We start from the raw sequence: 15,298 nt of genomic DNA on the forward strand, positions 1-15,298 counted from the left end.
TCACTGCGCGATGACCACCGCCACGCTGCTGCTGCCGGAAAAACGCCGCCTGCCCGGAACCCTGGGCGACACGGCAGTGGCGCGTGCGCTTGCGCGCGCCGACGGGCACACCGCCGATGCCGGCGAAGTGGCGCAATTGCAGCGCCATTTCAGCCTGACCCCGGCGCACTGGCCGGTGGCCGCGTTGACGCGCCAGCTGGATGCCGGCGATGCCGCCGGCGCCACCTGGGTGCGCGCGGATCCGGCCTACGTGGTGCCGGACATGCAGGGTGCGCGGTTGATGGGCTACGGCGAGGCGCTCGGTGCCACCGCCGACGATCTGGCGGTGCTCTTGCCCATCCTCAAGCCGATGTTCGGCGATGCCGGCTTTTTGCTGGATGCGCCCACGCCGTCGCGTTGGTATCTGCGCCTGTCGCCAGATGCGAAATTGCCGGACTTCGCACCGCCCGATGTCGCCATTGGCGACGACTTGTTCGAGCACCTGCCGGCCGGCGACAGCGGGCGCCGCTGGCGGGCCTTGCTGACCGAAGCGCAGGTGCTGCTGCATCAACATCCGTGGAACGAGGGCCGCGTCGCCAGCGGCAAGCCGGCCATCAATTCGCTGTGGTTCTGGGGCGGCGGCGTGCTGCCGCACGCGGTGAGTTCGCCGCATCGGCAGGTGCGCAGCCGCGAATCGCTGCTGCGGGCGCTGGCGCTGGCGGCAGGCGCCGATGCGCAGGGCGAACAACGCGTCGATGCGCTGGTGGATCTGCGTCATCTACGTTCGCTGCAGCAGTTCAGCGACGATGCGGTGGCGCCGCTGTTGGCGGCAATGGCGCGCGGCGAACTGGATCGGCTGGTGCTGGACTTCCAGGACGGCGAGAGCGTAGCGCTCACCCATGCGCAGCGCTGGCGTTTCTGGCGCACGCCGCGGGTGCAGCTGGCGCAATGACGTCGCCTCCACGGATCGTCCGGCGCCCCGCCGGGCAGGCCGGCAGTTGGCCCGAGACCATGTTGCCGCTGCTGCGCCGCATCTATGCAGCGCGTGGTGTCACCGATGCGCAAGGCACGCAGCCGCGACTGGCCCAGTTGTTGTCGCCGGAATTGCTGCACAACAGCGGCGTGGCCGCTGAGCTATTGGCCGATGCGATCGCGCAGCAACGGCGCATCCTGGTGGTGGGCGATTTCGACTGCGATGGCGCCACCGCCTGCGCCGTCGGCGTGCGTGGCTTGCGCATGCTCGGCGCGCTGGATGTGCACCACGCCGTGCCCAATCGCATGGTGCATGGCTATGGCTTGTCGCCTGCGTTGGTCGACGAACTGGCAGCGTTGCAGCCGGATGTGCTGGTCACCGTCGATCACGGCATCGCCTGTCACGCCGGCGTGGCCGCAGCCAAGGCGCGGGGCTGGACGGTGCTGGTCACCGACCATCATCTGCCGGGCGAGGCGCTGCCGCCGGCCGATGCGATCGTCGACCCGAACCTGGCCGAGGACACCTTCCCCAGCAAGACCCTGGCCGGGGTCGGGGTGATCTTCTATGTGTTGCTGGCGCTGCGGAAAGTGTTGCGCGCACGCGGCGCCTTCGGCGAGCGCGCCGAGCCTGACCTGTCGGTGCTGCTGGATCTGGTCGCAGTCGGTACCGTTGCCGATCTGGTGCCGCTGGATACCAACAACCGTGCGCTGGTGTCGGCCGGATTGCGTCGCCTGCGCGAGGGCAAGGGCTGCATCGGGTTGCGTGCCTTGATCGATGCCAGCGGGCGCGATGTGGCGCGGCTGAGCGCCAGCGATATCGGCTTTGCGCTCGGGCCACGCCTCAATGCGGCCGGTCGGCTCGAGGACATGGCGCTGGGTATCGAACTGTTGCTCAGTGAAGACTGGAGCCAGGCCCGCGAGATCGCCGGCACGCTGGAAGAGATCAACGCCGAACGCCGCGCGGTGCAGCAGTTGATGACCGACGATGCCGAGCACGCTGTCGCCAAGGTGGTGTTGGATGGCGATGGCGCATTGCCGATAGCCGCATGCCTGTTCGATGCCGAATGGCACCCGGGCGTGATCGGCCTGGTGGCCTCCAAACTCAAGGACCGCCTGCACCGTCCGGTGATCGCGCTGGCGCCGGCCGAGCCGGGCAGCAGCCAGTTGCGTGGCTCGGCGCGCTCGATTCCCGGCCTGCATATCCGCGATGTGCTGGCGGCGGTGGATGCGCGGCATCCCGGATTGATCCAGAAGTTCGGCGGCCATGCGATGGCAGCCGGCTTGAGTATCGAGCATGCGGCATTGGCCACGTTCGAGCAGGCCTTCCAGGCGCAGGTGACGGCGATGGTGGATGCCTCGCTGCTGCATGCCCAATTGCACAGCGACGGCGAACTGGCCGCGCACGAACTCGATCACCTGCATGCCGAAGCGCTGCGCGTGGCCGGTCCGTGGGGGCAGGGCTTTCCCGAGCCGCTGTTCGATGGTCAGTTCGAGGTGCTGCAGCACCGCGTGCTCAAGGAACGCCACCTCAAGCTGACCCTGCGGTGCCCCGGACGCGCGGAACCGCTCAATGCCATCCACTTCAATGGCTGGCGCGGCAGCGACCCCGCGCGCCTGGTGCGGCTGGCGTATCGGTTGGTGGCCGACGATTACCGCGGCGGCACGGCGGTGCAGTTGATCGTCGAGCATTGCGAGCCGGCGACAGTCACCGGCTGATCTGCGGTCCTGGCGCCGCCCAGGTTGGTGACATTCGTACTTGGTGTTATCCCCATGCAAATACGCTGGTGGCTGCCGAACGCGATCGCTGGGCAACTCGAGAGCGGATCAAGCATCGGCCCACGCGTTTCGAGCGAGCCTGCTGCTAGCCACTTGATAAGCGAAGCAGTACTCGGGGCAAGCATTACGGCGTCGCGAGCAGGGCGGGGCAAGTGGTGGTTCCAAGCGCACCGCGACGCGCAACCTGGATTGCGCCAGATGGCGCGTCCTGAGATGGCCCGCCGAATGAAGCGCACGTTGCAAGCGACGTGCGTCCCGCAGATTGTTACGACGCAACGGCCATAGCACCGAGCCGGCGGTTGACCGCTTGCGTGCGTCCACGCAAGCCGAACAACGGCCGCAGCCAGCGCACGCGCCGAATCACGTACTCATGCAGCGCCAGGCAGCCGACCACCGTGGCGGCAATCACCAGCGCCGGTTCCAGCCAGGCGTTCAACTGCAACGGCATCACCCAGTACAGCGCCACGATGATCAGGCTCTGATGCAGGATGTACCAGGGAAACACCGCGTCCGTGCAATAAGGCAGCCAGCGGAACGGCCGGTTCAAACGCTGCTTGGCCCAGCCCAGCAGGGTCAGCAGCGCCAGCCAGGTATAGGCCGTGCGTGCGACGTGTTCCAGGTTTTGCCATGGCAGCGCGGCCAGTGCCGGCGGCAGCTGCGCCGGCTGCACCTGCATGCCCAGAAAACGAATGCCCAACTCGGTGGTGATGGCCAGCACCGCAGTGACCAGGGTGAGCCAGCGCAGTTGCACGGCCAACTGCCAGAAGCGCTTGCTGCGTGCCAGCAGGTAGCCCAAGAGGAAGAGCGGGAACGATTCGGCATGCACGAACCAGTCGCCGACCAACGCATGGGTCGGCGGATGGCGCGGCATCACCCACATCACGCAGAACGCTTCCCACAAGATCGGCACCACCAGCAGGGCCGGCACCACCACTGCGGCGGGAAGCGGCGGGAAGGCCGGCAGCCGCACCAGCTTGGCCAGCGACACCAGCGCCATCAAGGCCACGGTGTAGGGCAGCAGGTAGGCCAGGTACCACAGGTGATTCCAGGTGATGCCGTGTTCCCAGCCATCGAAACTGCCGGCCGGCCACGGGCGCACCTGCCAGTAGCGCAGCATGAAGCTGCCAAAGCCGGTGGCGACCTTGCCGTTGCTCACGCCCTGGCAGTAGGCCTGCACCGCCACCACCACGAACATGCCGAACAGCAGGGGCGGCAGCAACCGCCCGCAGCGACGCAGTGCGAAGCGCCAGGGCGCGGCTTGCGGCTGCGACAACCCGATCGCAATGCCGGAGATCATGAACAGCAACGGCATTCGCCACCGGTTGAGCACGATCATCGGCCACTGCAACCACTCGGCCGTGTGCACGCTCTTGAGGTGGAACCCCCAGTCGGCCACATAGGCCATGCCCACGTGGTAGAGGATCAGCAGGGCGAAGGCGAAAACGCGCAAGGCATCGATATCGTGGCGGCGCTCGGTCATGGTCGGTGGCTGGTGAAGGAGTGGCTGCATCCTGCCCGCGGCCCCGCTCCAGCAGTGGTGTCAGGTGCGGAAAGCCCGGCCCGCGGTGACCAGTTGTGCCCACCCAGGGACGAATGGGGCCGGCAGGGATGGCGGTTTCGCCTTGTAGCGCAGGCCTCTATGATCGGCAGCTGCCAACTGCGGACGTGTGCCATGCAATCGACCGGGACGCGCCCGCCAATCCTCCACGACAGCGCCGGCCGCGCTGCCACACGCTGGGCGGTGGTGATCTGGTCGCTGGTGTTCTATTTGAGTGCGCTGGGCAACGTCTGGACCGCCTCGCTTGCCGCACGCCGCGATGGCCAGCCCATCGTGGTGTGGCAGGTGCTGAGCTGGGAGCTGAGCAGCGCCACTGCAGCGCTGCTGCTGTTGCCGGCGGTGGTGTGGCTCTGCGCACGCTGGCCATTGCATGCCGACGTCTGGGTGCGACGCCTGCCGGCGTATGTGATGGCTGCACTGGGCTGGTGGCTGCTGCATGTCGCCGGCATGGTGGTGCTGCGCATGCTGGTCTATGCCCTGGCCGGCGCACACTATGATTTCGGCGGCTGGCTGCAGTGGGTCTATGAGCTGTCCAAGGACCTGCGCACCTTTGCGTTGCTGGTGGCGGTGCAGCACACACTGGCCTGGTACGCACGGCGCCGTCAGGGCGAGGCACATCTGCTCGCCGCACCTGACGAAGGCCCGCCAGTGGAGCCGCTGGACCGCCCGGAGCGTTTTCTGGTGCGCAAGCTGGGACGCGATTTCCTGGTCGCGACCGCCGATATCGAGTGGATCCAGGCCTCGGGCAACTACGTCAACCTGCATGTGCGCGGCCACGATTACCCGTTGCGCAGCACCATGGCGGCAATCGAGGCCAAGCTGGATCCGGCCGTATTCGTGCGCATCCACCGCAGCTATCTGGTCAATCTGGGGCAGGTGCAGGCGATCGAGCCGTCCGATTCCGGCGACGCGCGCGTGCATCTGCGCGATGCCAGCGTGTTGCCATGCAGTCGCAGCCATCTGGCCGGTTTGCGTACCCATGCCGGGCAGGGCGCCGCTGCGCCCAGACCTGACGCACTGGTGGCGTAACCCCCTGCTGCGTGCCCGTTGGTCACCGGCGTCTGGTCCCAAATTCGTCCCTGGCCCAGGCGCCGCCGGGTCGCAGCTGCTGCGATATCGACGCGCAACGGTGGCCATCGGCGGAACCTGCGGTCGCGCGTGGCAGCCAGGCGCCTGGCGCCTGGCGTGCCGCAGGTGTTGCAGCACGCGCGGCCACGGCTCCACCGCGTTCCGCCGCCGCCGCCCGCTTGCTAAACTAGCCCGCTTGTTTGCCGGAAGTCCGTCATGATCGAAACCAATCCGATCCGCCAGCGCATCACCGATCTGAACGATCGCGTGCTCTCGCTCAGGGGGTATCTTTGACTACGACGCCAAGAAAGAGCGTCTAGAGGAAGTTAGCCGGGAGCTCGAAAGCCCGGATGTGTGGAACGACGCCGAACGCGCGCAGGCCCTGGGCCGCGAGCGTTCGATGCTGGAAAAGACCGTGATCGGCATTGCCGATGTGCTATCGGGCCTGGCTGATGCGGGCGACCTGCTGGAGCTGGCCGAGAGCGAACAGGACGAAGACACTGCGGTGGCGGTGATCGCCGATCTGGACAGCTACCAGGCGCATGTCGAGAAGCTGGAATTCCAGCGCATGTTCTCCGGCCAGATGGACAGCGCCAACGCGTTCGTCGACATCCAGGCAGGCGCCGGCGGCACCGAGGCGCAGGACTGGGCCGAAATCCTGCTGCGCATGTACCTGCGCTGGGCCGAGTCGCGCGGCTGGAAGACCGAGCTGATGGAAGTTTCCGGTGGCGAAGTGGCGGGCATCAAGTCGGCCACCGTGCGCATCGAGGGCGAATACGCCTACGGCTGGCTGAAGACCGAGATCGGCGTGCACCGGCTGGTGCGTAAATCGCCGTTCGACTCGGACAACCGCCGGCATACCAGCTTCACCTCGGTGTTCGTGTCGCCGGAGGTGGACGACAACATCGAAATCGACATCAACCCGGCTGACCTGCGTACCGACGTGTATCGCTCCTCGGGTGCCGGTGGTCAGCACGTCAACAAGACCGAATCGGCGGTGCGTATCACGCACATCCCGACCAACACCGTGGTCGCCTGCCAGACCGGTCGCAGCCAGCACCAGAACCGCGACAACGCGATGAAGATGCTGGCCGCCAAGTTGTACGAGCTGGAAGTGCAGAAGCGCAACGCCGAGAAGGACGCCCTGGAAGCGACCAAGTCCGACATCGGCTGGGGCAGCCAGATCCGCAATTACGTGCTCGACCAGAGCCGCATCAAGGACCTGCGCACCGGCATCGAACGCAGCGATACGCAGAAGGTGCTGGACGGCGATCTGGACGAATTCGTCGAGGCCAGCCTGAAAGCCGGCCTGGCAGCAGGTTCCAAACGCCTGGATGCCTGACCGCCGCGCCAGGACGCCGTCGCGACGGCATCCTGGCGCATCGCTGCAGTGCCTGTGACGCAGCCGCGGTGATGGACTGCGGCCTTCGGGTAACCCGGTGACCGCGTGCCTTCGTCACATCGTCGTTGTAAATAAGCGTGCCGGCACCGCCGGTTCCTCATTCCCCACCGGGCATCCGCCCGACCCACAGCAGACCGACCCCCGCCATGACCGAGCAGACCCCCGCGCCGCAGATCCCCGCCGACGAGAACAGCCTCATCGCCGAGCGTCGCGCGAAACTGGGCGCGTTGCGCGGGCAGGGCATCGCCTACCCGAACGACTTCGTGCGCGAACACTTCGCCGGCGACCTGCAGGCCGAATTCGCCGACGCCGACACCTGGACCCCTGAAGCACTGGAAGCCAGCGGGCGCACGGTCCGGATGGCCGGCCGGCTGATGGCCAAGCGGGTCATGGGAAAGGCCAGCTTTGCGCAGATCCAGGACGAATCCGGGCGCGTGCAGCTGTTCCTGCAGGGCAATGTGCTGGGCGATGCCTATGTCGCTTTCAAGGGCTGGGATGTGGGCGACATCGTGGCGGTGGAGGGCGGGCTCACCCGCACCAAGACCGGCGAGCTGTCGGTCAAGGCCAGCGCGCTACGGCTGCTGACCAAGTCGCTGCGTCCGTTGCCGGACAAGTGGCATGGCCTGTCGGACGTTGAGCAGCGTTACCGCCAGCGTTATGTCGACCTGATCGTGACCCCGGAAGCGCGCGAGGTCTTCATCAAGCGCTCCAAGATCATCCGCGCCATGCGCGCCTGGCTGGACGCGCGCCGCTTCCTGGAAGTGGAAACGCCGATGATGCATTACATCCCCGGCGGGGCCACGGCCAAGCCATTCACCACCCACCACAATGCGCTGGACCTGGACCTGTACCTGCGCGTGGCACCGGAGCTGTATCTCAAGCGCCTGGTGGTGGGCGGGTTGGAGCGCGTCTACGAGATCAACCGCAATTTCCGCAACGAAGGCGTGTCGACCCGGCACAACCCCGAGTTCACCATGCTCGAGCTCTACGAGGCCTATGCCACGTACCACCAGATCATGGACCTGACCGAGCAGGTGATCCGCGACACCGCGCAGTCGGTGCTGGGCACCACGCAGGTGAGCTGGGATGGTGCCGACATCGATTTGGCGCCGGCTTTCCGGCGCTGGCGCATGGATGAGGCCGTTCGCCACCACAACCCGGAGATCAGCGCCGCCGATTGCACCGACCGCGCCGCGCTGCTGCGCCATTGCGAGCGCCTCAAGATCCGGGTCAAGCCATCCTATGGCTGGGGCAAGCTGCTGCTGGAGATTTTCGAGGCCACCGTGGAACACACCCTGGTGCAGCCGACCTTCATCACCGACCACCCGGTCGAAGTGTCTCCGCTGGCGCGTTCCAGCGATACCGAGCCGGGGTACACCGACCGCTTCGAGCTGTTCATCAATGGCAAGGAGCTGGCCAACGGCTTTTCCGAGCTCAACGATCCCGAGGACCAGGCCGCGCGTTTCCAGGCGCAGGTGCAGGCCAAGGACGGCGGCGACGACGAAGCCATGCATTTCGATGCCGACTACATCCGTGCGTTGGAGTACGGCATGGCGCCGACCGGCGGCCTGGGCATCGGGATCGATCGTCTGGTGATGCTGCTGACCGGCAGCACCTCGATCCGCGATGTCCTGCTGTTCCCGTATATGCGCCCGGAAGCCTGATTTTTTTTTGCGTCGGCGGCGTGCCGGCGGCACAGATACTGCATATGCTAGGGCGGAGCCCCGGACGGCGTATCGTTCGGGGGAGTCGGCACAGGGGCCGGCGTCATCGCTTTTCCGTTCTCGAGATAGAGGAGCAACGGCTATGCAGGATGTTTTAGGGGGTCCGGGCGGCGCATTGTCGACGGATACATGGGGAAGCTGGGCGGAAAAGGCGGATCTGGGATTGAACATCGTCATTGTCGATGACCAGATGTCCGCGCGGACGATGCTGCGCCATGTCATCGAGGACATTGCGCCGGAGCTCAAGGTCTACGACTTCGGCGATCCGCTCGACGCCCTGGCCTGGTGCGAAGCCGGGCGCGTGGACCTGTTGCTGCTGGACTACCGCATGCCGGGCATGGACGGCCTGGAATTCGCACGTCGGCTGCGCCGGCTGCCCAGCCACCGCGATATTCCGATCATCCTGATCACCATCGTCGGCGACGAACCGATCCGTCAGGCGGCGCTGGAAGCCGGCGTGATCGACTTCCTGGTCAAGCCGATCCGTCCGCGCGAGTTGCGGGCGCGCTGCTCCAACCTGCTGCAGCTGCGCCAGCAGAGCGAAAGCGTCAAGCAACGCGCGTTGTCGCTGGAGCAGCGCCTGCTGGCCAGCATGAACGAGGTCGAAGAGCGCGAGCGCGAAACCTTGTCGCGGCTTGCGCGCGCGATCGAATATCGCGATTCGGGCACCAGCGCGTTCCTGGAGCGCATGTCGCACGTGGCCGGCCTGATCGCCGAGCAACTGGGGCTGTCGGAAGAGGAGGTGCGCATCATCGAGATGGCCGCACCGCTGCACGACATGGGCAAGATCGCCATTCCCGATTCGGTGCTGCTCAAGCCCGGCAAGCTCACCGATGACGAAATGAGCGTGATGCGGCGCCATCCGCGCATCGGCTATGAGCTGCTCAGCGGCAGCCAGAACCGTTTCATCCAAGTCGGCGCGTTGATTGCGCTGCGTCACCACGAACGTTATGACGGCACCGGCTATCCGGATGGCCTGGTCGGCGAAGCGATTCCGCTGGAAGCGCGCATCGTCGCAGTGGCGGACGTGTTTGACGCCTTGCTGTCGCCGCGCCCGTACAAGGAGGCCTGGACCATGGACGCCGCGCTGGCCTATCTGTATGCCCAACGTGGCCGCCTGTTCGACCCGCGCTGCGTGGACGCGCTGTTGCGCGGCCGTGCGCAGTTGGAGCAGATCTGCGGCGAGTTCTCCACCGCATCGGCGCGGCCCGGGGTGTGAGATGAGGGCCGTGCTTGCCCAGCTGCGTCGGCGACTCGCACGGCGCCCCGACAGCGAGCACGGTCAGGCGTTGGTGCGCATCGTGATGCTCTGGCTGATCCTGGGTTACACGCTGGTCTGCGCCCCGCAGTGGCAACTGGGCGATGGCCATCTGCAGCGATTGCTGCGCCTGATCGCGATCGGGCACGCTGGGGCATTGCTGCTGTTTGCGTGGATCGTTGCAAGGCCGCGGCCCTCGCACCTGCGCCGGACGCTCGGCATGCTGTCGGACTACGGCCTGCTCAGTCTGGCGATGACCTGGTTCGCCGCGCCGATGGCCTGCCTCTACGTCGTGGTGATGTGGGTCACAATCGGCAATGGTCTGCGCTTTGGCAGGCATGCACTGCACACGGCGGTGGCCATGGCCGTGCTCAGTTTCGGGGCGACGCTTGCCAACAGTCCGTACTGGCAACAGCGGATCGAGCTCGGGATCGCCCTGCTGGCGGCGCTGGTGGTCATTCCCCTGTCGTTGCTGCGGCTGATGCGAGACAGTGCCGATGCCGCTGCGCGTATCGCCGCATACGCCCCTGGCGCCGATGCTGCAGTACCGCGCGGCCCACTTTCATCCCCATCGAAGCGACCGCAGGTCTGAGGCGTTTATGAAGTCTCCATTGCCATGGTTGAAGCGGCGTCTTTCGGGGCGGGCGGATTCGGAACACGCGCAGAACCTGATCCGCATCATCATCACCACGCTGTTCATTTCCTACCTGGGGTGGCGCTACCACCACACCCATGGCGACACGTTGATGGCCACCTGGTTGATCCTGGTGGGCGAGCTGGTGGTGTCGCTGGGACTGATGGTGGCGATCCTGCTGCGGCCGCACGTGTCGCACACGCGGCGCCTGATCGGCATGGTGCTCGACTACACCTGCACCGGCGCAATCATGGCAATCCAGGGCGAACCGGCTTCGCCGCTGTATGCGGTCTGCATGTGGGTGACCATCGGCAATGGCTTGCGCTACGGCAGTGCCTATCTGCGTGCCGCCACCGCGATGGCCAGCCTGAGTTTTCTCAGTGCCATTCTGATTTCGCCTTACTGGAAGGCCAACCCCTATCTCAGCTGGGGCTTGTTGCTGGGTTTGATCGCCGTGCCGCTGTACTTCGACTCGTTGTTGCGTGCGATGACGCGCGCGGTACGCGAGGCCCGGCATGCCAACCAGGCCAAGAGCCGCTTCCTGGCCAATATGAGTCACGAATTCCGCACCCCGTTGAATGGGTTGTCGGGCATGACCGAAGTGCTGGCCACCACGCGCCTGGATGCAGAGCAGAAGGAATGCCTGAATACCATCCAGGCCTCGGCGCGCAGCCTGCTGTCGCTGGTGGAAGAGGTGCTCGATATTTCGGCGATCGAGGCGGGCAAGATCCGCATCGATCGCCGCGATTTCTCGCTGCGCGAGATGATCGGCTCGGTCAACATGATTCTGCAGCCGCAGGCCAAGACGCGCGGTCTGGATTACGGCACCGAGGTCGCCACCGACGTACCGGACCTGCTCAAGGGCGACACCGGCCATCTGCGCCAGGTGTTGCTCAACCTGTTGGGCAATGCGGTCAAGTTCACCGAGCACGGGCATGTACTGCTGCGGGTCGCGCGGGTCTCCGGCAATGGTGCCGACACGATGCGCCTGCGTTTCGAGGTCGAGGACAGCGGCATCGGCGTGCCGATGGACATGCGTCCGCGCCTGTTCGAGGCGTTCGAGCAGGCGGATGTGGGCTTGTCGCGCCGTTATGAGGGCACCGGCCTGGGTACCACGATCGCCAAGGGCCTGGTCGAGGCCATGGGTGGCGCGATTGGCTTTGCGCCCAATCCAGCCGGCGGCAGCGTGTTCTGGTTCGAGCTACCGCTGGAGATCGGCGTATTGGAGGCCGCGGCGCCGGCTCGCTCGCCGGTCGGGGCGCTGCTGGAGGCTCTCGACGAGCTGGAAGCCTCCAACGTCATCGCCTTTTCCAACCCGTTCCTGCGTCACCGCGCGCGCGTGCGCAGCATGCGCATGCTGGTGGCCGACGACCATGAAGCCAATCGCATGGTGTTGCAGCGATTGCTGGAAAAGGCGGGGCATAAGGTGATGTGCGTCAACGGCGCCGAGCAGGTGCTGGACGCGATGGCCGACGAGGATTTCGATGCGGTGATCGTGGATTTGCATATGCCGGGCATGAGCGGTCTGGACATGCTCAAGCAGTTGCGCGTGATGCAGGCCAGCGGCATGCGCTACACCCCGGTGGTGGTGCTCAGTGCCGACGTCACGCCAGACGCGATCCGCGCCTGCGAACAAGCTGGCGCACGCGCGTTCCTGGCCAAGCCCGTCGTGGCTGCCAAGCTGCTCGATACGCTGGCCGAACTCGCGGTCAGCACCCGTGCGTTGGCAACGCCGGCGACGGTGGTGCAGGCATCGACCAGTTTCGAGGGCGTGCTCGATGCCAGCGTGCTGGACGAACTCGCTGCGTTGGGCATGGGCGAAGAATTCGAACGTCAGTTCGTCCGGCAGTGTCTGGATGATGCGCACAACTGCGTGAGCGCGATCGAGCGCGATGGCACGCGCTCGGATTGGGAACAACTGCGCGAAAGCGCCCACGCATTGCGCGGGGTTGCCAGCAATCTGGGGCTGGCGCAGCTGGCTGGCAGCGGCGGTGAGCTGATGCGCATGGCCGATTGGCAGTTGCAGGCCGAATGGCGACAGCGGCTGTCGGCGTTGCGCGATCAATTGCAAACCGGAAAGGACGCACTCGCCGCGCGCGTACAAGGCGCCAACGACGACGAGCGCTCCCCCCGGAGTAGCGAATAGCCCGCCGACCCATCAGCCGGCGTCAAGCCCTGAGCGGCGCGATTGCGCGCGAACCAGGCGGTCCATGGTGCGCAACGACTTTTCGCCCAACTGCATCGCCGTATCGACCCAGATCTCGGTGATGCGCATCATTTCCTCCAGCGGTACCGCCGTGGTCATTTCGCGCACTTGCTGCATTGCCGCCCAGGCGTGCGGCGTGCGCTTGCTTTCGCGGATCACTTGTTCGACGGCCGCCACGCCCTGGCCGCGCGGCACCACGCGATCGACCAGGCCCATGCCGAGCAATTCCTCGGCGGAGTACAGATTGCCTTCGAGCATGATTTTTTGCGCCAGTTGCGCACTGACGCGCTGGCACATGAAAGAGTAGGCGCCCATCCCCGGGAACAGGTCGAACAGCACTTCGGGCAATCCCATCATCACCCCTTCCTCGGCGACGATGGTGTGGCAGCTCAACGCCGCTTCGAATCCGCCGCCGAGCGCATTGCCCTGCACCAGGGCGATGCTGTGCGCGCGTGCGCCGAGGCCGACATGGAACGCGTGCACGCCGCGTACACAGCGTTGGGCGTATTCAAGCAGTCGAGCACGGTCGCCTTCGCGAATGAGTTGGCAGAACAACGCCAGGTCGCCGCCCAGGTTGAACACGTCGCTGTCGGATGCCAGCACCACGTGCGGGGCCAGCACGCCGGCGTTGTTCAGGCGTTGACCCAGGTTGGTCTGGTAGCCGGTGATGTCGTCGACCAGGCGCGTCGAAAAGCAGGCACGCCCCGGGTTGGTGGCCAGGTCGGCATGCATATGGATCCAGTACACGTCACGCTGCGGTTCTTCGATGATGCGTAGGGTCGAGCCGATGTTGGTGCGAATGAAGGGTTGAACTGCAGACATGGTGGTTCTCCGTGATGACCGTCCGGCCGGCCGCCTTTCGGACGGAGATGAGGTTGAACGCGTGAGCGTGCGCCGACACCGGATTCTATGCGTGCAAAAGCGAACGCCCGCAAGGCCTTGCGGCAATGCGGGCGTCGAAGAAGGCTGAACGCCTTCGGGCTGCGGCATAAGCGGTATTACGTCTTCGGCGCGTCCCGTAGCTCACGGCGCAGGATCTTGCCGACGTTGGTCTTGGGCAACTCCTTGCGGAATTCGATCACGCGCGGCTGCTTGTAGCCGGTGAGGTTGGCGCGGCAATGCGCCTTCACATCCTCGGCCGTCAGGGCCGGGTCCTTCTTCACGATGACCGCCTTGACGATCTCGCCGGACTTGTCGTCCGGCACGCCGACGGCCGCCACTTCCAGCACGCCGGGCATCTCGGCAATCACGTCCTCGATCTCGTTGGGGTACACGTTGAAGCCGGACACCAGAATCATGTCCTTCTTGCGATCGACGATGTAGACGAAGCCCTGTGCGTCCATGCGCGCGATGTCGCCGGTATGCAGCCAGCCTTCGGCGTCCATGACCTTGGCGGTTTCATCGGGTTTCTTCCAGTAGCCCTTCATGACCTGCGGGCCCCTGATGCACAGCTCGCCGATCTCGCCCAGGGGCAGTTCCGCGCCGGCGTCGTCCTTGATGCAGGCATCGGTGGACGGAATCGGCAGGCCGATCGAGCCGTTGTAGTCCTTCAGGTCCATCGGGTTGATGCATGCGGCCGGCGAGGTTTCGGTCAGGCCGTAGGCCTCGACCAAGGTCAGGCCGGTGACTTTCTTCCAGCGCTCGGCGACCGAGCGCTGGACGGCCATGCCGCCGCCAAGGGTCATCTTGAGCGAGGAGAAATCCACCTGATCGAATCCGGGCGTGTTGAGCAGCCCGTTGAACAGCGTGTTGACGCCGGTGAACGCGGTGAAGCGGGTCTTTTTCAGCTCCTTGACGAAGCCCGGCATGTCGCGCGGGTTGCTGATCAGGTGATTGCAGCCGCCGATCTTCATGAAGACCAGGCCGTTCGCGGTCAATGCGAAGATGTGGTACAGCGGCAGCGCGGTGATCACCACTTCATGGCCTTCCTCCAGCTTGCCGGTGCCCGCCAGCCACTGGTGCGCCTGCTGCATGTTGGCGACCAGATTGCGGTGGGTCAGCATGGCGCCCTTGGCCACGCCGGTGGTGCCGCCGGTGTACTGCAGGAAGGCGATGTCGTCGGGTTCGATCTGCAGCGTCGGAACGCGGTGCTTGCGGCCCAGCGCCAGCGCCTCGCGGAAGCGAATCGCACCGTTGATGCGGTAATCGGGCACCAGCTTCTTGACGTACTTGACCACGAAGTTGAGCAGCGCCGCCTTCGGGAACCCCAGCATGTCGCCCAGGCCAGTGGCGATGACTTGCTTGACCGGCGTGTCGGCGATGACCTGCTGCACGGTGGTGCCGAAGTTGTCGATGACCACCAGCACGCTGGCGCCGGAGTCGATCAACTGATGCTTGAGTTCGCGCGGGGTGTACAGCGGATTGACGTTGACCACGGTCAGGCCGGCACGCAGCACGCCGAAGGTCGCGATGGGGTATTGCAGGCAGTTGGGCATCATCAAGGCGACGCGGTCGCCTTTCTTCAACTGCAACTCGCCAAGCAGGTAGGCTGCGAATTGCTCGACCAGCTGATCCGCCTCGCGATAGGTGATGGTCTTGCCGAAGCTGTGGTACGCAGGCCGGTCGGCGAAGCGTTTCACGGAGGTGGCAAACACCTCGGCCACCGTGCGGAACTGCTCAAGATCGATTTCGGCGGCAACGCCGGCCGGATAACTTTGCAACCAAGGACGTGCCTGATTCATCTGCCCCCCTCCAGGGTGTTCTCGACGCGCCGCAGTGTGT

General features: G+C 65.6%; 11 protein-coding genes. 8 read left to right on the plus strand and 3 right to left on the minus strand.

Features of this window, described 5'->3' with window-relative positions; genetic code table 11:
• Nucleotides 1–10 precede the first annotated feature (10 nt).
• Both FLG15_RS09300 and recJ read left to right on the plus strand, forming a co-directional pair.
• Nucleotides 11–931, plus strand: coding sequence for a hypothetical protein (locus tag FLG15_RS09300; protein ID WP_057677659.1), 921 nt, complete (start codon nt 11–13; stop codon nt 929–931).
• Nucleotides 928–2,667, plus strand: a complete 1,740-nt coding sequence (gene recJ, locus FLG15_RS09305; RefSeq protein WP_150145916.1) for a single-stranded-DNA-specific exonuclease RecJ — start codon at nt 928–930, stop codon at nt 2,665–2,667. The genes FLG15_RS09300 and recJ overlap by 4 nt, the downstream gene beginning before the upstream one ends.
• 325 nt (nt 2,668–2,992) lie before the next feature.
• Here recJ and FLG15_RS09310 read toward each other — a convergent pair whose 3' ends face one another.
• Nucleotides 2,993–4,207 carry an acyltransferase family protein gene (locus FLG15_RS09310; RefSeq protein ID WP_150145918.1) on the minus strand — a complete coding sequence of 405 codons (1,215 nt, stop codon included), beginning with the start codon at nt 4,205–4,207 and terminating at the stop codon, nt 2,993–2,995.
• A gap of 159 nt (nt 4,208–4,366) precedes the next feature.
• Between FLG15_RS09310 and FLG15_RS09315 the strand changes: the two genes are divergently transcribed.
• The 6 genes from FLG15_RS09315 to rpfC all read left to right on the plus strand — a co-directional run bounded on the left by FLG15_RS09315 (nt 4,367) and on the right by rpfC (nt 12,517).
• Nucleotides 4,367–5,314, plus strand: coding sequence for a LytTR family DNA-binding domain-containing protein (locus tag FLG15_RS09315; protein WP_057677662.1), 948 nt, complete (start codon nt 4,367–4,369; stop codon nt 5,312–5,314).
• Between the two features lie 255 nt (nt 5,315–5,569).
• Nucleotides 5,570–6,695, plus strand: a protein-coding gene (gene prfB, locus FLG15_RS09320; RefSeq protein ID WP_099770689.1) for a peptide chain release factor 2 whose coding sequence is annotated in 2 segments (ribosomal slippage) — nt 5,570–5,644 and nt 5,646–6,695 — 1,125 coding nt in all. Because the reading frame shifts where the segments join, the coding sequence is not laid out codon by codon here.
• 206 nt (nt 6,696–6,901) lie between these two features.
• Nucleotides 6,902–8,419: a lysine--tRNA ligase gene (lysS, locus tag FLG15_RS09325; protein WP_057677663.1), complete on the plus strand. Its 1,518-nt coding sequence runs from the start codon at nt 6,902–6,904 to the stop codon at nt 8,417–8,419.
• Between the two features lie 142 nt (nt 8,420–8,561).
• Nucleotides 8,562–9,698, plus strand: coding sequence for a cyclic di-GMP phosphodiesterase response regulator RpfG (gene rpfG, locus FLG15_RS09330; protein ID WP_007963604.1), 1,137 nt, complete (start codon nt 8,562–8,564; stop codon nt 9,696–9,698).
• 10 nt (nt 9,699–9,708) lie between these two features.
• Entirely contained in the window at nt 9,709–10,329 is a 621-nt protein-coding gene (locus FLG15_RS09335; RefSeq protein ID WP_057677672.1) for a hypothetical protein, read from the plus strand.
• A gap of 7 nt (nt 10,330–10,336) precedes the next feature.
• Nucleotides 10,337–12,517, plus strand: coding sequence for a sensor histidine kinase RpfC (gene rpfC, locus FLG15_RS09340; RefSeq protein WP_150145921.1), 2,181 nt, complete (start codon nt 10,337–10,339; stop codon nt 12,515–12,517).
• A 12-nt stretch (nt 12,518–12,529) separates the two neighbouring features.
• Here the strand turns inward: rpfC and rpfF are convergent, their stop codons facing one another.
• On the minus strand, nt 12,530–13,399 hold the full coding sequence (rpfF, locus tag FLG15_RS09345; RefSeq protein ID WP_057677665.1) for a diffusible signal factor synthase RpfF: 870 nt from the start codon (nt 13,397–13,399) through the stop codon (nt 12,530–12,532).
• Nucleotides 13,400–13,575: 176 nt separating this feature from the next.
• On the minus strand, nt 13,576–15,258 hold the full coding sequence (rpfB, locus tag FLG15_RS09350) for a fatty acyl-CoA ligase RpfB (RefSeq protein WP_057677666.1): 1,683 nt from the start codon (nt 15,256–15,258) through the stop codon (nt 13,576–13,578).
• Nucleotides 15,259–15,298: the final 40 nt, after the last annotated feature.

The organism is Xanthomonas phaseoli pv. dieffenbachiae (genome assembly GCF_008639345.1).
Classification (GTDB): domain Bacteria; phylum Pseudomonadota; class Gammaproteobacteria; order Xanthomonadales; family Xanthomonadaceae; genus Xanthomonas; species Xanthomonas phaseoli.

Excerpts from the sequence above, each read along its gene's own strand:
- FLG15_RS09300 (WP_057677659.1), top strand. The coding sequence starts at position 11 with ATGACCACCGCCACGCTGCTGCTGCCGGAAAAACGCCGCCTGCCCGGA.
- recJ (WP_150145916.1), top strand. The coding sequence starts at position 928 with ATGACGTCGCCTCCACGGATCGTCCGGCGCCCCGCCGGGCAGGCCGGC.
- FLG15_RS09310 (WP_150145918.1), bottom strand. The coding sequence starts at position 4,207 with ATGACCGAGCGCCGCCACGATATCGATGCCTTGCGCGTTTTCGCCTTC.
- FLG15_RS09315 (WP_057677662.1), top strand. The coding sequence starts at position 4,367 with ATGATCGGCAGCTGCCAACTGCGGACGTGTGCCATGCAATCGACCGGG.
- lysS (WP_057677663.1), top strand. The coding sequence starts at position 6,902 with ATGACCGAGCAGACCCCCGCGCCGCAGATCCCCGCCGACGAGAACAGC.
- rpfG (WP_007963604.1), top strand. The coding sequence starts at position 8,562 with ATGCAGGATGTTTTAGGGGGTCCGGGCGGCGCATTGTCGACGGATACA.
- rpfC (WP_150145921.1), top strand. The coding sequence starts at position 10,337 with ATGAAGTCTCCATTGCCATGGTTGAAGCGGCGTCTTTCGGGGCGGGCG.
- rpfF (WP_057677665.1), bottom strand. The coding sequence starts at position 13,399 with ATGTCTGCAGTTCAACCCTTCATTCGCACCAACATCGGCTCGACCCTA.
- rpfB (WP_057677666.1), bottom strand. The coding sequence starts at position 15,258 with ATGAATCAGGCACGTCCTTGGTTGCAAAGTTATCCGGCCGGCGTTGCC.